Raw genomic sequence first — 16,954 nt, forward strand, 5'->3', positions numbered from 1 at the left:
ATTCTCCTCCTTCTCGAATCTATGATTTCAAGATCATCCACAGCAGACACAGCCGCGAAGCGGAGAGGGAATTAGGCTACGGCGCGATTCCGGGCCCGGGTGTTGGCGTCCAGCGAAATCCAACCTCTGACCAAATTTTAGCACTTTCCATATTTTTGCGCAACACGCAATATTTCTTTTAACGCAATTTTTCTATACGTGCAAAACGATCAAATGGGAAAATACCCTTTCGCTCGCTTCGGCTCACTCACCCTTGCAATGGCACATTGTATGTTGTTTTCGGCACACATTCTCCCCGTTCACCTTGCAGTTGCACATTGTATGTTGTTTTCGACATCCATTCACCCCGATCACCCTTGCAGTGACACATTGTATGTTGTTTTCGGCACACATTCGCCTCGTTCACCTTGCAGTTGCACCGATTGTATGTTGTTTTCGGCACTCATTCGCTCCGATCACCCTTGCAGTGGCACATTGTATGTTGTTTTCGGCACACATTCGTCCCGATACCCCGCAGTTGCACATCATGGTGACGTTCTGCCTATCTCCGGCCAATTTTGATGGTTTTCACTCTCTGCCACAGCTTGTATGTAGCAGCATTGTTGCAGTTTTTGCATGATTTCTCAAGGCATGTTACTGGCTGCGGTGCAATGTTGCATGATTTGCAGGAATTTTGGTGTTTTGAGCAAGTTAGTGCTGGCTTTGTTGCATTTCATGCAAGATTTCTGCATTGGCCGCTTCTATTACCCGGCATTGTTGCACTTTTGGCAGGATTTCTCTAAATATGTTACTGGCTGTTGAATATTGGGGCCTGCAGACATTCGCATCAGACCATTATGTTCGATTTTTCGCATACATTCGCCCCGCGCCCCTCCAACCCAAAAAAAGCCTCCCCCGCTGACTACGGGGAAGGCTCACCAAATCCCTAGCTCTACCTCTGCATGAATCCCTTGCTAAGCAGGAACTCCTTCATGTGCAGCCGGGCAGGCTGAGCCAGCCGGCCGGCCATCATCTCCGACCAGGAGGCTGCGTTCTGGCCGCCGGTACGCTCGCGCATATAATCGCTGGAGATGGCGTCGTACACACGGGCCTGTTCCACTGCAGCTTCGGCATTGTAGCCGTTATGATGCAGCACCGCTGCCTGCGGCAGGCGAGGACGGACGCCATTCACGGCGGCCGGATACCCGAGGCACATGCCGAAGACCGGATAGACCAGCTCCGGCAGGCCGAGCAGCTTAGATACAGCAGCGATCTCATTGCGGATGCCGCCGATGTAGACAATGCCAAGGCCGAGCGATTCTGCGGCAACAGCGGCATTCTGCGCGGCCAGCGCGACATCAACAGTCGCTACAATCAGATTCTCGGCCGTGCCCTCGTAGGACGGCTCCCCCTGCAAATGCGGAGCAGACGCTTCCCGCAGACGGTACAGGTCCGCACACCAGACCAGAAAGACCGGGCACTGCTTAATGTAGGCCTGATTACCGGACAAAACGGATAGCTGCTCTTTAAGCGCAGGCTCGGTTACCGCAATAACCGTGTACGCCTGGACATTGCTGGAGGTCGAAGCCATCTGCCCCGCTCCAATCACTGCTGCCAGCAGCTCGTCACTGACCGGCTTGTCCTGGTACTGGCGGACAGAGGTATGACGGTTCAACAGCTCAAGGGTTTCATTCGTAGGTTTCATTATCGTTCCGCCTTTCTTCACTCATATAAAGCCTATTATGATCCCATTTCGCGGCTCAGACAACAAAGGAGCTTCCTTCCACCCTCTTCGTCCCTCATTCGCATCTTCCTTCTCTCCTACTCTTCCGCCTTCTTTTACCTTTTCCCCTCTTCCCCCTCTTCCGCCTTTTCTGCCTTTTCCGCCTCTACGGCCTTTACCACCCGCTCCCGCGCTTTACCTCCTGGATAATCGCCAGGATTCCCTCATCAATCTGTGTAAGCCCCGCCCGGGAAATACTGATGCGCAGGAATTTGTCCCGGGTCTGGTAGCCCGGCAGATAGAAGCCGTTACCGGGTATCACCTGAATTTTGCGTTCCCCCAGACGCTTGACCAGACGCTCCAGGTTGACGGTGAGCGGCAGCCTGAACTGGATATAGATGCCTGAGCTGTCCGCAGAGGCTTCGATTAAGCCGTCTGTATTATGCCGCCCGAGTGCTTCGTATACCGCGCGGATTTTTTTGGCGTACATGGCTTTGATCTTGTGCCGGTGATGCCCGTACATCCCGTTCTTGATGTATACCTCAAGCGCAGCCTGCGACAGCAGCGAGGTATCGGTGTAGCCTTTATAGGAGCGGAAGGTCTCCAGCAGCGGCTGCGGCACCACCACCGCACCGAGCCTAAGGCCGGGGAAGATGATTTTGGAGAAGCTTTTGAGATAAATGACATGGGAGGTCTGGTCATACGCATAGATGGGGTCATAGCGCCGTCCGATCCCCAGATCCGCCATATAATCATCCTCTGCGATGTAGACATCGTATTTGCCAGCCAGTCCGGCAATGGCCTTGCGCTCCTCTGTGCTGTAGGTTGTCCCAAGCGGGTTGTGGTATCTGGGCATCGTATAAAAAAACTTAAATCTCCCGCTGGCGAACCGTTCCTCCAGCTCCTGCAGGTCAATGCCCGCCGCCGAACGCCCGATTCCGCTCACCGGCAGCCCCTCAGCTTCCAAATACCTCAAATAGATATCATACCCCGGCTGTTCCACCAAAATCTCCGTCCTGCCGCTGGGAAAAGGCATTCTCGCCAGTATCTCCAGCGCCTGCTGAATCCCTGAGGTAATCAGGATCGACTCCGCCTTCGCGAACACCTGATACTCCGCCAGATGCGACACCAGGGTGCGGCGCAGTGTTGCAAGCCCCAAGGCATCCCCATAGGTGAACAGATGGTATTTGTACTGGTCAATCGCCTTATTGAGGCAATGCTGGAAGTCCAGGTACGGAAAGACATTCAGATCCGGCGATGCCGAAGCAAAATCAACCGTCCCTTCACTCCCCGACGCCGCTGAATCGTCACTCTTGTCCACCATGTAATAGCCGCTCTGCGGAATAGAGTAGATCGTATGCGTCCGCTCCAGCTCCCCGTAAGCCTTCAGTATGGTACTGACGCTACAGCCGTAGATTTCTGAAGCACTGCGCACAGACGGCAGCTTGTCCCCCGGGCGGTACTGCCCTTCCTTCATCTGCTTCTCCAGCTCGGTGATCACCTGATGATACTTGTTCATCGCCCGCCTCCGTTTGCCGTTATTCCCCTGCTATGCCGTATATTCTATCCTATTATTCTCCCCTTATTATATAGGGATCACGGCAGACTGTACCGGTACAGTTGAGGAAACCTTGTATTGTTGGTGCACACCTTTTCCTTTAATTTTAAAGTAATAGATCGAATGTTTACAGCATCCAATCTTCACTAACCTACAAGGAGATGTACCCATGCACAAACAAGGACTCAAACTGGCCTACAGCTTCGCCGTACTCAATGCGTTCATTATCGGCTTTTCCTTCCTGTTCACCAAAGTGGCGCTCGTTCATGCCGGGCCGCTCGATACGCTGACCTTCCGGTTCGCTGCCTCTTTTGCCGTGATGTCGGTTCCGGTCGCCCTCGGCTGGGTCAAGGTTTCCTACCGGGGCAAGCCGATTGGCCGGGCCCTGCTGCTCGCCGCGATGTATCCGCTCGGCTTCTTCACCCTGCAGGTCTTCGGACTTCAGCGCGCCACCTCAGCCGAGGGAGGCATCCTCTATTCGTTCACTCCGGTGGTGACGATGATCATCGCCGGGGTTTTCCTGAAGGAGAAGACCACCCTGCTGCAAAAGCTGTGCATCTTCCTCTCGGTATTCGGCGTGGTATTCATCTTCGTCATGAAGGGAAGCGGCATTCAGCTGTCGAGTATGACCGGGATTGTGCTGCTGTTCATGACTTGTCTCGCGTTTGCCGGGTACAGTGTGCTGGCCCGCTCCCTCTCCAGCCACTTCAGCCCTGCTGAGCTCAGCTACCTGATGATGGGGGTCGGCTTCGCCACCTTCCTGATCATCTCGCTTACCGGACATACCGTCAGCGGGACGCTCGGGGAGTTCCTGAATCCGCTGGGAAGCGCAACGTTTGTCCTGTCCGCTGTATATCTGGGGGTGGTCGCCTCGCTGGTCACAACCCTGACCTCAACCTATATTTTATCCAAAATCGAGGCCTCACTCATGAGCGTGTTCACCAACCTCTCCACCATCGTATCCATTGCAGCCGGAGCGATCTTCCTGGGTGAGCAGATCACGGTCTATCACTGGATCGGATCATTCCTGATCATCGCCGGGGTCATTGGCACGAACTTGCTTGGCCGAAAAGAGACCGCTGCGGCTTCCCCAGCAGCCAGCGAATAGAGCAGCATGTACCGAATGCGTCTATAGAAGACACGCATTTAGGTGCTCCCCGGCGATTCTTTGGGTTCCTTCCCCCCTTCTGTCCGTCCGGATGACTCCGGCTGCGGAAGGGCTGCATCATTCTTACAGCTTGACGCGCTGTAAACGCAGCGCGTTCAGTACAACGGATACCGAGCTGAAGGCCATCGCAGCTCCGGCCAGCCAAGGCGCCAGGAAGCCCAGCGCCGCAATCGGGATTCCGGTGATATTGTAGGCCAGCGCCCAGAACAGATTCTGCCTGATATTGCGCATGGTCTTGCGGCTCATCAGGATCGCATCCGGAATGCTCATCAGATCACCGCGCATCAGCGTAATATCCGCCGCCTCCATCGCCACATCCGTGCCGGTGCCGATTGCCATGCCCGTATCCGCGGTTGCCAGCGCCGGAGCATCGTTGATGCCGTCGCCGACCATAGCCACCTTGACCCCGCCGCTCTGGAGCCTGCGGATCTCTTCGGCCTTGCCCTCAGGCAGCACCTCCGCCAGAACCGTGCGGATGCCCGCCTGATCCGCAATCGCCTGGGCCGTAATCCTATTGTCTCCGGTAATCATGACAACCTCGATGCCCATGGCATGCAGCCGGGCTACCGCCTCCCGTGAGGTCTCCTTAATCGTGTCAGCCACAGCAATCACTCCCGCAACCGCATCCTCCACGGCTACCAGCATCGCTGTTTTGCCTTCCTGCTCCAGCTTGGTCATGATCCCTGTCCACGGCTCGATATCCAGCCCGTTCTCCACCATCATACGCCGTGTGCCTACGCTTACCTTCTGGCCGTCCACTACCGCCGACACCCCGCGGCCCGGTACCGCCTCGAACTGGCCCGCTGGCGGCAGGTCGATTCCTCTACCTTGTGCTCCAGCCACAATGGCCTCCGCCAGCGGATGCTCCGAGAGCTTCTCCGCAGCCGCTGTTATGGCCAGCAGCCGGTTCTCGCCAAGCACCCGTCCTTGCGCAGCGATTCCAGTAGTCGCTACAATATCGGTCAGCACCGGCTTGCCGTTGGTCACGGTCCCGGTCTTATCTACGACCACTACCTTCACGCCCTGCGCAGCTTCCAGATGCTCCCCGCCCTTGAACAGGATGCCGAACTCGGCGGCCCGGCCGGACCCGGCCATAATGGAGGTTGGCGTCGCCAGTCCCAGTGCGCACGGGCAGGCGATGACAAGCACCGCAATGGCTTTTTCCAGGGCCTCTGCAAACTGCCCCGGCGCTCCCCAGATATACCAGACCCCGAAGGTTACGGCAGCAATACCGACCACAATCGGCACGAAGATCCCGGAGATGACATCGGCAATCCGCTGAATCGGTGCCTTCGAGCCCTGCGCTTCCTCCACGACTCTAATGATCTGTGCCAGCGCCGTATCACGGCCGACCTTGCGGGCTTTAACCCGCAGCATTCCGTTCTTGTTCAGCGTAGCTCCGATCACGGAATCTCCCGGCTTCTTCTCCACCGGGATACTCTCGCCTGTGAGCATGGATTCATCGACGGAGGACAAGCCCTCAACGACTTCACCGTCTACAGGCACCTTAGTTCCAGGCTTCACCAGCACAATATCGCCGATCACTACATCCTCCACCGGAATACTCAGCTCTGCACCGTCACGCAGCACCAGCGCTGTCTTGGCCTGAAGCCCCATCAGGCTGCGGATCGCCTCCGATGAACGCCCCTTCGCCAGCGCTTCTAACCACTTGCCTACGAGAATTAACGTGATCAGCACCGCGCTGGTCTCGAAGTACAGCTCCACGGTGTGGTGCATCCCGCTCATTTTCAGAGAATCAATCGTCAGGTACACGCTGTAGAAATACGCCGCAGATGTACCCAGCACCACCAGCACATCCATGTTGGCACTGCCGTTCTTCAGCGCCTTATAGGCGCTGACATAGAACTGCCAGCCGATCACGAACTGAACCGGGGTCGCCAGCACAAGCTGGAACCAGGGATTCATGAACAGCTCAGGCGTCCAGATCCAGGTTGTGAACGAGAAGTGGCCCGCCATGGCCCAGAGCAGCGGGAGAGACAGCAACGCGGAGATCATCCACTTATTCCGCTTGCGTGTAATCTCTTCGCTGCGCTGCTCCGCGATATCCTTCCGGTCCTGCTTAAGTGCCGCCTTATAGCCGATGCTGCTCACCTTATCCATAATCTCGGCCGGACTGACATTGCCCGGCGAATATTCCACATGCGCAGTCTCCAGCGCCAGGTTCACATTCACGGCCGCGATTCCAGGCATGCGTCCCAGCACCTTCTCAATGCGCGCCGAGCAGGCGGCACAGGTCATGCCGGTAATATCAAAATCCGCAGATTCCTTCAGTGTATCGTAACCTAGCGAGCGTATCTTCTCCTCGATCTTCGGCACATCCATAGCTGCCGGATCGAAGCCTACCGTAGCCTGCTCCAGCGCCAGATTGACACTCGCCCGGGATACCCCCTCCATGCGGGACAAGCCCTTCTCAATCCGCGCCGCACAGGCGGAGCAGGTCATTCCGGTAATTTGCAGCGTGGCCTGCTGCTCCGGGGCGGACTCTGCACTCTTTTCCATCCTCATGCACCTCCACATACCCCCAAGGGGTATATTTATTTTGAAAAGAAAAGGCATTGGCGCCCGGCCCTGTACCCCAGGGTTCCCTGCTCCAAGCCCTTATATTACAACAATTAGCTCACACTACGTCGTAGCCCTGATCTTCAATAGCAGCCTTGATCTTATCCAGGCTTACCGTATTCTCATCGAATTCAACCGCCACCGTCTTCGCCGGCAGATCCACCTTCGCCGCAGCGCCTACACCGCTAACAGCCTTCTCTACAGCACTTACACAATGACCGCAGGACATTCCTTCAACATTCAGTGTTACGTTCGACATTTGAATTACCTCCTAATTGTTGTTGGTACACGATTAATTTGTGTTCATATTCTACAACCGGAATATAGATTGTTGCGTGAAGAAAGGATAGCTGTGCTTGATTGTACTTTGTACAACAGATGCCGGACAAATCAGCCTCTGAATGGAATCTATTGTATTTCGCACATTAGATTTTCAGCTTTTAGGCTCTTTCATCCTATTTCCCTGACTTCAATTGTACAGAATACAATAGAATGGATATTTTCATCGTTAAACAGGAATTCTATTGCACAAAGTACAATCAGACCCTTGGTCGTTATTCTTCTCTCTTCCTCACCACAGCCTGGAGAATTCGAACTATTAAATCCATACAAAGCACAACCTTTATTTCATCAGCTTGTTCACCGTAACCAGCAGCTCGTCAATGACCTCATGCTCACCGGCTTCGATCCGTTCAATAATACAGCTCTTCATATGGCCTTCAAGCAGCAGCTTGCCGACACTGTTCAGGGCCGCCTGCACCGCCGCCAGCTGATTCAGCACATCATCACAGTAGGTATCCCGTTCAATCATGCCTTTCACTCCACGGATCTGTCCTTCAATCCGGTTCAGCCGGGTCGTCAGCCCATTCTTGAATTCCGGGGAATGATGACTCTTACGCACACCGGAAGCAGAAGAATGGCAGGCTTCGGCAGGGTCCCGTCCGGCAGGGTCCTTCTCATTTGTAGACACAGGAATCAGCCTCCTTACGTACCAATATAATATACCCCCCATGGGTATGTCAAGCTGCAGGAATAAAGAATCGCCGCTTAAGGAATACCAATTAGAATGGCGCCGCTTTCCTTAAACGGCCTTTCAGAACTCCTGTACAAGCGCTGCATAAAAAGGATTGACCCCCTATTCAAATTTGAATATAATAAGGTCTGCAACTTATCAATTTCAATTAAAGGAGTATGAACAACATGCATAACAAAGAGAGCAATCTGAAGCTTGTCGTTGCCGGACTGCTGCTCGGCATTCTGATGTCGGCCATGGATAATACGATTGTTGCCGCAGCGATGGGCACGATTGTCTCTGATCTCGGGGGACTTGATAAAATCGTCTGGGTCACCTCCGCCTACATGGTCATGGTGATGGCCGGCACCCCGATCTTCGGCAAACTGTCCGATATGTACGGACGCAAACGGTTCTACATCTTCGGACTCATCGTCTTCCTGATCGGCTCCGCACTGTGCGGAACGGCTACCAGCATCACCCAGCTTAGTATTTACCGTGCGATTCAAGGGATTGGCGGCGGCGCACTCATGCCGATTGCCTTCACGATTGTCTTCGACATTTTCCCGCCTGAGAAAAGAGGCAAGCTCACCGGACTCTTCGGTGCTGTCTTCGGGATCTCCAGTGTAATTGGGCCTCTGCTGGGTGCATATATCACCGAATATGTGAGCTGGAACTGGATTTTCTATATTAACCTGCCCATCGGGATTGTCTCGTTCTTCTTTATTATGACCTCCTATAAGGAATCCATATCGCATTCCAAACAGCGGATTGACTGGGGCGGCGCTTTCACCCTGGTGGCAGGGATTATCTGCCTGATGTTCGCCCTGGAGCTTGGCGGTAACCAGTATGCTTGGGATTCTGCAGCCATTCTTGGACTGTTCGCTGCGTTCGCCGTGCTGCTGATCGCCTTCATTATCATTGAAAAATTCGCGGCAGAGCCGGTTATTTCTTTCGCCATGTTCCGGCAGCGCCTGTTCGCGACCAGCAGTATACTGGGCTTGTTCTATGGTTCGGCATTCATTGTAGCAACGGTATATATCCCAATATACGTCCAGGGGGTATACGGCGGCTCCGCCACCAACTCCGGCCTGATTCTGATGCCGATGATGATCGGAACCGTAATCGGCAGCCAGTCCGGCGGCCTGCTTACTACTAAAACGAGCTTCCGCAACATCATGCTGCTGTCAGCAGTCTGCTTCGTGGGCGGGATTTACCCCCTCAGCACCTTGACCCCGGAGACCCCCCGGATGGCGCTTAATGCCTTCATGGCACTGACCGGCTTCGGCGTGGGCTTCTCCTTCTCCGTACTCAGCCTGTCTTCGATCCAGCATTTCGACATGCGCCAGCGCGGTTCGGCAACCTCCACCAGTACCTTCATGCGCTCGCTCGGAATGACGCTGGGGATTACGATCTTCGGCATTATCCAGCGCAACCATTTCGCCTCCCAGCTGAGCGCAGCCTTCGGAGACAGCGGCCAGGCCGCTTCCTTCGGCGACCCGCGTTCCGCGTTAACACCCGAGGCCAGAGCACAGATTCCGGCGCCTGTCCTTGAGAAAATCACGAACTCACTGTCTTCGTCGATCTCACATACCTTCTTGTGGGCCATCGTTCCGGCGGTGCTTACCGTGGTCTTCGTCCTGCTGATGCCGAAGGACCGTCTGCTGCCGCAGGGCAGCCAGCACGCTGCTGATAACGAACGGAGGTAAGCCCATGCCCATGAAGCTGGCAATTCTGGGACTTTTGCTGGAACGGGATATGCATCCTTATGAGATCACGCTTGTTATGAAGGAACGCTCCATGGACCGGGTGATCAAGATGCAGACAGGTTCATTATATTATGCGGTCGATAAGCTGGCAGCAGGCGGCCATATTGAGGCGGTTGAGATCATCCACAGCCCGGACCGGCCGGACAAAACCATCTACCGGATCACTGACAAAGGCAAGACCTTCATGGAGCAGCTTATTCTGCAGCAGATCCGAAAAAGCGATCCCATGTACCATCCGGTACAGATCGCTCTGTCACTCACGCATTTGATTGACCAGGAGAAGGTCGAAAGCCTGCTGGAAGAGCGTATCCGCGAGGCAGAGCATGAGGTAAACCTCGCCTATCAGCTATACGAGGAGCATATCGCCGTGGTACCGCGTTCGGTGCTGCATCTGATGTACGGCAGATACGAGCATTGCCAGACTGAGCTGAAGTGGCTGAAGCGCCTGTATGAGGATGTGGCCGCCCGCAGACTGAATGATATCGGCAGACCTATTATCGCAGATGAATAGAAGTGAATAGCCGCTGTGATTGTTTAGCGGAGACCATATGTGTTTATTAGCAAGTGGAAACGGCTTTACTGTCCTTTTAGAGGGCGGTACCGTTTCAAAATTCTTATATTTGGAGCAAACCGCTGGCGAGGGGCTAAAGCTGTGTCAGCCCCCGCCTGACGTATATTCTGGAAAGGGAAGTGAAGCCGTGATGAGCGATGATAAAAAGCCGATCAGAGACGAGCGTGACCACCCGGAGCAATACCCTACGGACAAGCCCAGCCTGTTCGATGTAGATGAGGACCAGCAGCATGTGGACCCGATACCCGTAGAGGACCTGACACTTGAGAAAGAGGAAGAGAAGGATAAAGAGACCACGAAGCACCGTTCCTCCAGTGATAAGAGATACCACACCGGATTCTAAAGGTGTAAGCTTGTCCGGTAACATAACGAGAGCATTCTCAAGCTAATAGTATGGAGGGATCACATTGCTGAGAGCGTTACCCCTTAACCGGCGCGGCATACCCGCCAGCCGTATTGCCCTTGGCTGCATGGGACTGGGCGGCGGCTGGGACCGCGAGCCGGTCACGGCTGCGAATATGAAGCAGGGACATGAGGCGCTGGATGCGGCGCTGTCGATAGGTATTAATTTTTTTGACCATGCCGATATCTACACCCGGGGCAAGGCGGAGAAGGTGTTCGGGCAGATCTTCAAGGAACGGCCGGGGCTGCGCGAGGGCATTCTCCTCCAGTCTAAATGCGGCATCAAGCTGATGGAGCCGGGAGACCTCTCCAATAGCTTCGACCTCTCCAAGGAGCACATTCTGTCCAGCGTTGATGGAACTCTAGCACGGCTGGGCACAGAGTATATTGATATTCTGCTGCTGCACCGCCCCGATCCGTTAATGGACCCTGAAGAGGTGGCAGAAGCGCTGCATCAGCTCAAGGCCTCCGGCAAGGTACGCCACTTCGGAGTCTCCAACATGAGCGCTGCCCAGATCCAGCTGCTGCAGACTTATTGCGACGAGCCGTTTATTGTCAATCAGCTGCATATGAGCCTGTACAAAATCAGCTGGGTCGACGCCGTACTTAGCGTGAACCGCGATCCGTGGAAGGACATTACGTTCCCGGAGGGCACCATGGAGTATTGCCGTGCCGGGAACATCCAGCTCCAGGCCTGGGGCCCGCTGGCCCAGGGACTTTTCAGCGGACGGCCGCTTGAAGGCCAGCCGGAGAATGTTGTGAATACAGCGGCCATGGTACGGAGACTCGCTAACGAGAAGGACGCGGCACCCGAGGCTATCGTGCTGGCTTGGCTAATGACGCATCCCGCAGCCATTCAGCCTGTGATCGGCACAGTGAATCCGCAGCGGATCGCTGCCTGTGCTGGCGCGGACCAGCTGGAGTTATCCCGCAAGGAATGGTATGAGTTGTACGTTACTTCGCGCGGGGAGAAGCTTCCTTGAGTTTGTGGGCACTTGGGTGGACGCTCCGCTGTTTAAGCGGTATACGTAACACCCCATCATAAGAGAATATCATTTGATTTCTCTTCCAAAACAGAAAGCAGCGATTCTCTTTTAACGGAAGGATCGCTGCTTTTGGGACAACCCCTTCTTTGCCAAGAAACACTAACCCATTCGTTTAGCCAACTGGTTCAGCATCTGAATTGTATTCGGTTTTTCGCATACATCGGGCCCGTACGCCTCCCACTTTTGCCCCATTCAGGTGCACTTATGCTCCTCATTTCTGCTCCCCGCCGACTTTTGCCCCATTCAGGTGCACTTATGCTCCTCATTTCCGCTCCCCGCCAACTTTTGCTCCATTCAGGTGCACTTATGCTCTTCATTTCCACACTACACTAACTTTCGCCGCATTCAGGGGCACTAATGCCCTCATTTCCGCTCCCCACCAACTTTTGCTCCATTCAGGTGCACGTGTACTCACCTCACTCCGCTCCTGCCACCCGCCCCATCCGTTCTTTATAAAGAACATTTGTGAAAAACAGCGATAACCGCAGTTACAGCGAGATATCCCACCTAATTCGTACTTTATTGCGAACATTCCGCTGAAATTAACATTTTTCTTTTCCAAGCGGCGCAGTGTATGATTTGCTTACGATATCGTTCTTTATAAAGAACGAATATAACGAATAACTCATTAGCAAGTTGAGAGGGGGCTTAGCTATGTACCCCAGATCTGCCAAGCGGCGCAAACGAACAACCAGGAAGCTCGGCCTGCGGATTCTGCAATCGGGTATGGCTGTATCTGTGCTTTTGATCTATACCTCAGGCCAGATCGGCAGCACCTATGGAGAGTTCAACACCTCGCAGGAGCAAATCAGCTCCATCGGGCTGTGCTCGGTATTCCCGGGTCAGATTGAACAGCTGTTATCGGAATTAGGCGGGCATCTAAGCACCCTCGCAGAGCTGAAAGCTTCCCTTGGCAGCCATAGCATCAGTGGAGTGTATAACACCTCAGCCGCTACCGGAGAGCTGTCGCTTGCCGAGCTGGATCAGGCTGCAGACGAACTCTCGTCTGAGCTCACTCAAGCTGGCAGCGAGATCGGTCTGCTGGAGAAGCAACTAAGCTTCAACGTGACGGTCTGGCAACAAATTCTGCAGGAAATTGGCTATGCAGCGGCCATTCTGCACAAGCTCGGAGGGTATATGGTGAATCTCGATCCTAACTGTCTGGAAATCCGTGATGCACAGTTCTTTGACCAGATTCAAGAGAGTCTTCAGCAAAGCGGGATTCTCTCGGAGCCGCTGGCAGAGACGTTAAGCGGAATTGTGCAATACCTTGGCTCGATTCATGATATCGGCGGTTCCTTGCCTACCGGTAATCCCGACCGCGTCTTACTCCGGCAGGATGACTACAGCTTCCCCGCTGAGGAGCCTGTGCTCTCATTCGTAACCAGCGCCTATCAAGTAGATTCGCAGGTATCCCCTGCGCTGCTGGCCGCGTATGAGCAGTTGAATACCGAATTAACAGCGTCCAAGGATACCCTGACCTCCACCATCCACACCTTAGAGGAACAGCTGGCAGAGATCGCTGGTGCCAGGACGGCCCTTGAGGACAAGGCGAAGGCACAGCAGGAGGAAGAGAAACGCCTGACGCTGGAAAAGACCGATAAGGCCAGAGCGGAAGAGGCCGAACGGCTCGCCATAGAGAAGCAGAAGGCTGCTGACGAAGCGCTGAAGCTGGAGCATGAACAAGCCCGGAACCAGCCGCCCGCAACCAGTCCTCCTGACAAAAGCCAGCCGGCAGAGGAGCCCGCTCCAACAGCGCCTGTACAGGATACTCCAGTCCCCACAGCTTCAGCAGCAGCAGAGGTTATTGCTCCAGCGGCCACTCCTGTGCCTGAGATTCTTTTACCGGAACCCACTCCAGATCAAGGACCTAACGGCGTAATTCCGGGCACTGTGATGGACGACGGGCAGCCTGCTCCTGCAGCTACACCGTCTCCACAATCCGACACCAGCAAAGGCGGCGAATAAGATGCGCATCCGAAAAATAGCAGGTACGATCATCTCCACACTGATTCTGATTGTGTTCCTCGTGCTGATCACAGCCGTTGTGATCTCCAAAGCCTCCGGCGGCGAGCCCTCCTTCTTCGGCTATCAGATTAAGACGGTTTTGTCCGGCTCCATGGAGCCAGGCATCCAGACCGGTTCCATTGTGGCCATTAAGCCGGGCGGAGACATGACGCGGTTCCAGAAGGGCGATGTGATCACTTTTCTGAATCCAGATAATATTCTGATCACCCACCGCGTGGTCGATGCCGAGCTGAACAGTGCGCTGGGGCAAGCCAGCTATATCACCAAGGGCGACAATAATGATGCAGCCGACACCGCGCCCGTCAGTTCCACGAATGTGGTAGGTGAGTACACCGGCGTAACCGTCCCCTATGTGGGCTATGCCATGAGCTTCGCAGTCTCCAAAGCCGGCAGCGTAGTGCTGATGATTATTCCCGGGCTGCTTCTGCTCCTCTACGCGCTGTATTCTTCCTGGAAGGCCGTTGCGGCACTGGAAAAGAAGAACGTGGCTTCATCCGCAGCCAGCGGAGGCGGGCCGGATAGTCTGACTGACCTCGTCCAATGATCGATTGTCCTCTCCCGTTTACGAAACGCGGAGCCACAATACAGCTCTACAAAGCAGACTCATAAGAGAGGGATGAACAAATGAACGTCAAAAAAACATTAGGTCTCGGCGTTGTATCGGCAGCATTAGGCTTAACCCTGGTCGGCGGAGGTACCTTCGCTTACTTCAGCAGTACCTCTACTTCTTCAGCTTCTTTTAACAACGGAACCCTATCATTGAAATCTGATCCCTCTGTCATTGTTAATCTCAGTAATCTCAAGCCGGGCGATACAGTCTTACGGGACTTCAAGCTCAAAAATGACGGAACGCTCAATATTCCTAAAGTGGTACTGCGCACCTCGTCCGCCATTACAGACGCCCAAGGTGATAACGGTACGCATAATTTCAAGGATGATATTATTGTGACCTTCCTAGTAAACAAGGATAAAAAGGAATCACCGCTTCTGGTCATCTCGCTGGCCGATCTGGAGAAGGAGAGTCCCGATCTGGTGGCCCGGGGAATTCTCGGAGCAATCTTAGGCGGAGAGAAATCCGGCATCAAAGCCGGTACCTCGGATGACCTGACCATTCAATTCGCCTTCAAGGAGACCCTCCAGCCGCAGAACTATTATCAGGGCGATACGCTTGCGCTGACGCTGAATTTTGAAGCCAACCAGGAAAAAGGCAGTCTCAAATAATTTCAGGGCAAAACAAACCATTCGAGGAGGAAATCAATCATGGGTATCAAAAAAACATTGGGTCTTGGCGTAGCATCGGCGGCACTGGGCTTGTCTTTAATCGGCGGGGGCACCTTCGCTTACTTCAGCTCCACAGCCACCAGCACGGCAACCTTCGCCGCAGGTACGCTGAAGCTCGGCTCTTCCTTCAATACTCCGGTAGCGTTGACGAATCTGAAGCCGGGAGACTACACCGTCCGCACCTTCACCTTGTCCAATGACGGCACACTGGATATCAAATTCCTCAAGCTGGCCACCACTTACACCGTAACCGATGCCAAGGGCGATAACGCGGGCCAGGATCTCGGAGACCACTTCAAGGTCAAGCTTCTCGATAACACGTACACCGGCGGTTCACTAAGCGGTCATGTGCTGTCCGAGATCTCCCTGAAGGATCTGAAGAACACCCCCAGCTACGATCTCGTAGCAGCAGGTGTACTGCCAGGAGGGATTGCCGCAGCCGGGTCCAAGACCTTTAAGATCGCCTTCGAGTTCGTAGACAACAGCCAAGATCAGAACATTTTCCAGGGTGACGGCCTAGCTCTGAACTGGACCTTCGATGCACTTCAAGGACTGGGAGAGGCCAAGTAAGTCAACACTCAAGTGGAAAACGGCTTTGCCGTCCTTTGAAAGGACGATACCGTTTCAGCAAGACGGCACATCCTTCCCCCAACCGGGCCGGGTGTGCCGTTTCCTTTTCCCAGGCTGCCGGGCTTAATGATTTTTGTCCGATTTGCGGTTTTTTGTTATACTGACAAGTGAAAACGGCTTTGCCTTTCTATGAGGGCGGTACCGTTTCAGTGAGAAAGATAAGGATATAGCGCGAAGCATATCACTTCTTATCTTTTAATAAAAAGTACGGAGGGCGTTGTAATCGTGTCAGATACTATGGGAGGCCGCATCCACAAACTCCGGCTGGAGAAGGGCTATTCGCTATCCGAGCTTGCGGATAAGGCTGATGTGGCGAAATCATATCTCAGTAATGTAGAACGCAATATTCAATCCAACCCCTCCATTCAATTCATCGAAAAAATCGCTGACGCGCTTCAGGTATCCATTCATGCACTGCTGTATGGCGGACTGGCAGAGACGGAAGAACAGGCTCTGGACGGGGAATGGTTCCGGCTGGTTCAGGAGGCCATGGCCTCCGGTATAAGCAAACGTGAATTCAAGGAATTCCTTGATTACCAGAAATGGCGGATGGAACAAAAGGACAATTAAACGCAGCATTGTATGTCACAGGGAAGACTCCGCACGGCAGGGAGGCCGCCTTCGGCGAAGGCATGCTTTCAAGCGGCATACAGAAAAGGCACAGCGTACCGGGCGCTGTGCCTTTTCTGTATGTATCGCAGCAATGATGACCGTCCTTACATCGCCTGGAGCGCCTTCTCACTTAGAAACCGGCGGATCTCCTCCGCCGCGATCCCCGCCTGCTTGGCAGACATCAGCAAGTGCACCCATTCTAAATCCAGATCTACTGCCTGCAGCTCGTCATTCCCCTGGTTGGACATATCCAAGAAATCTCCTCCTAGAATTTTCGCGTCCCCAGGCAGTCCGGCCATCATAGTAGTATTGCTACTTTGTAGTATCTCTACTTTAGATCCGAGACTTTGTGCCCCTGTCTTTCGGCAGGTTTACCTTTTACTGGACCCTTTCCATCATGAAAGGATCTGGCAAGAATCGATGAAACCGTTCTCCGCAATAACATTATACAAGATCATGCGCGATTAGTGTGTCGTTTTCTGGAATTTTTTTATGATAAAATGTGAGGAAACTTAGCTAATATTGCCAGTGGCTTGTATAAATATTTCCAGTTCCAAGTTCAAACCCTAGGTAATAGTTTAAATATACTAAAGGG

17 protein-coding genes and 1 riboswitch are annotated in these 16,954 nt (G+C 53.9%); of the genes, 11 read left to right on the plus strand and 6 right to left on the minus strand.

The genetic code is table 11. From position 1 onward, the window contains the following. Positions 1–584 precede the first annotated feature (584 nt). Positions 585–782 (plus strand): hypothetical protein, encoded by a 198-nt coding sequence (locus MKX63_RS02285; RefSeq protein ID WP_341014991.1) that lies wholly within the window; start codon positions 585–587, stop codon positions 780–782. Between the two features lie 149 nt (positions 783–931). Here MKX63_RS02285 and nfsA read toward each other — a convergent pair whose 3' ends face one another. Together nfsA and MKX63_RS02295 are read right to left on the minus strand one after the other, a co-directional pair. Then, complete coding sequence (nfsA, locus tag MKX63_RS02290; protein WP_341014992.1) at positions 932–1,684, minus strand: oxygen-insensitive NADPH nitroreductase; 753 nt, start codon at positions 1,682–1,684, stop codon at positions 932–934. Positions 1,685–1,877: 193 nt separating this feature from the next. Next, on the minus strand, positions 1,878–3,221 hold the full coding sequence (locus tag MKX63_RS02295) for an aminotransferase-like domain-containing protein (RefSeq protein WP_341014993.1): 1,344 nt from the start codon (positions 3,219–3,221) through the stop codon (positions 1,878–1,880). 208 nt (positions 3,222–3,429) lie between these two features. Here MKX63_RS02295 and MKX63_RS02300 point away from each other — a divergent pair, with 208 nt between their 5' ends. Further along, on the plus strand, positions 3,430–4,368 hold the full coding sequence (locus tag MKX63_RS02300; RefSeq protein ID WP_341014994.1) for a DMT family transporter: 939 nt from the start codon (positions 3,430–3,432) through the stop codon (positions 4,366–4,368). Positions 4,369–4,491: 123 nt separating this feature from the next. Here the strand turns inward: MKX63_RS02300 and MKX63_RS02305 are convergent, their stop codons facing one another. The 3 genes from MKX63_RS02305 to MKX63_RS02315 all read right to left on the minus strand — a co-directional run bounded on the left by MKX63_RS02305 (position 4,492) and on the right by MKX63_RS02315 (position 7,909). Next, a complete protein-coding gene (locus tag MKX63_RS02305) occupies positions 4,492–6,948 on the minus strand; it encodes a heavy metal translocating P-type ATPase (protein ID WP_341014996.1) in 2,457 nt (818 codons plus the stop codon). Between the two features lie 118 nt (positions 6,949–7,066). Further along, positions 7,067–7,267, minus strand: a complete 201-nt coding sequence (locus MKX63_RS02310) for a copper ion binding protein (RefSeq protein ID WP_036732845.1) — start codon at positions 7,265–7,267, stop codon at positions 7,067–7,069. A gap of 363 nt (positions 7,268–7,630) precedes the next feature. Then, the gene (locus MKX63_RS02315; RefSeq protein WP_235218520.1) at positions 7,631–7,909 is read right to left on the minus strand and encodes a metal-sensitive transcriptional regulator; all 279 of its coding nucleotides are present in this window, start codon (positions 7,907–7,909) and stop codon (positions 7,631–7,633) included. 299 nt (positions 7,910–8,208) lie between these two features. Between MKX63_RS02315 and MKX63_RS02320 the strand changes: the two genes are divergently transcribed. The 9 genes from MKX63_RS02320 to MKX63_RS02360 all read left to right on the plus strand — a co-directional run bounded on the left by MKX63_RS02320 (position 8,209) and on the right by MKX63_RS02360 (position 16,317). After that, complete coding sequence (locus tag MKX63_RS02320) at positions 8,209–9,729, plus strand: MDR family MFS transporter (protein WP_341014998.1); 1,521 nt, start codon at positions 8,209–8,211, stop codon at positions 9,727–9,729. 4 nt (positions 9,730–9,733) lie between these two features. Next, entirely contained in the window at positions 9,734–10,300 is a 567-nt protein-coding gene (locus tag MKX63_RS02325) for a PadR family transcriptional regulator (protein WP_341014999.1), read from the plus strand. Between the two features lie 190 nt (positions 10,301–10,490). Beyond that, positions 10,491–10,703 carry a hypothetical protein gene (locus tag MKX63_RS02330; protein WP_341015000.1) on the plus strand — a complete coding sequence of 71 codons (213 nt, stop codon included), beginning with the start codon at positions 10,491–10,493 and terminating at the stop codon, positions 10,701–10,703. Between the two features lie 64 nt (positions 10,704–10,767). Then, positions 10,768–11,745 (plus strand): aldo/keto reductase, encoded by a 978-nt coding sequence (locus MKX63_RS02335; protein WP_341015002.1) that lies wholly within the window; start codon positions 10,768–10,770, stop codon positions 11,743–11,745. A gap of 717 nt (positions 11,746–12,462) precedes the next feature. Beyond that, complete coding sequence (locus tag MKX63_RS02340) at positions 12,463–13,776, plus strand: hypothetical protein (RefSeq protein WP_341015003.1); 1,314 nt, start codon at positions 12,463–12,465, stop codon at positions 13,774–13,776. A gap of 1 nt (position 13,777) precedes the next feature. Continuing rightward, the gene (gene sipW, locus MKX63_RS02345; RefSeq protein WP_341015005.1) at positions 13,778–14,380 is read left to right on the plus strand and encodes a signal peptidase I SipW; all 603 of its coding nucleotides are present in this window, start codon (positions 13,778–13,780) and stop codon (positions 14,378–14,380) included. A gap of 80 nt (positions 14,381–14,460) precedes the next feature. After that, complete coding sequence (locus MKX63_RS02350; protein ID WP_341015007.1) at positions 14,461–15,057, plus strand: TasA family protein; 597 nt, start codon at positions 14,461–14,463, stop codon at positions 15,055–15,057. Between the two features lie 39 nt (positions 15,058–15,096). Continuing rightward, positions 15,097–15,687, plus strand: a complete 591-nt coding sequence (locus MKX63_RS02355; RefSeq protein WP_341015008.1) for a TasA family protein — start codon at positions 15,097–15,099, stop codon at positions 15,685–15,687. A 297-nt stretch (positions 15,688–15,984) separates the two neighbouring features. After that, positions 15,985–16,317, plus strand: coding sequence for a helix-turn-helix domain-containing protein (locus MKX63_RS02360; protein WP_341018493.1), 333 nt, complete (start codon positions 15,985–15,987; stop codon positions 16,315–16,317). A gap of 146 nt (positions 16,318–16,463) precedes the next feature. Here MKX63_RS02360 and MKX63_RS02365 read toward each other — a convergent pair whose 3' ends face one another. Beyond that, positions 16,464–16,607, minus strand: a complete 144-nt coding sequence (locus MKX63_RS02365) for an anti-repressor SinI family protein (RefSeq protein WP_341018495.1) — start codon at positions 16,605–16,607, stop codon at positions 16,464–16,466. Between the two features lie 34 nt (positions 16,608–16,641). Beyond that, positions 16,642–16,745: riboswitch (cyclic di-GMP riboswitch) on the minus strand. Positions 16,746–16,954 lie beyond the last annotated feature (209 nt).

This window comes from Paenibacillus sp. FSL R7-0179 (assembly GCF_038002265.1).
GTDB lineage: Bacteria > Bacillota > Bacilli > Paenibacillales > Paenibacillaceae > Paenibacillus_AQ.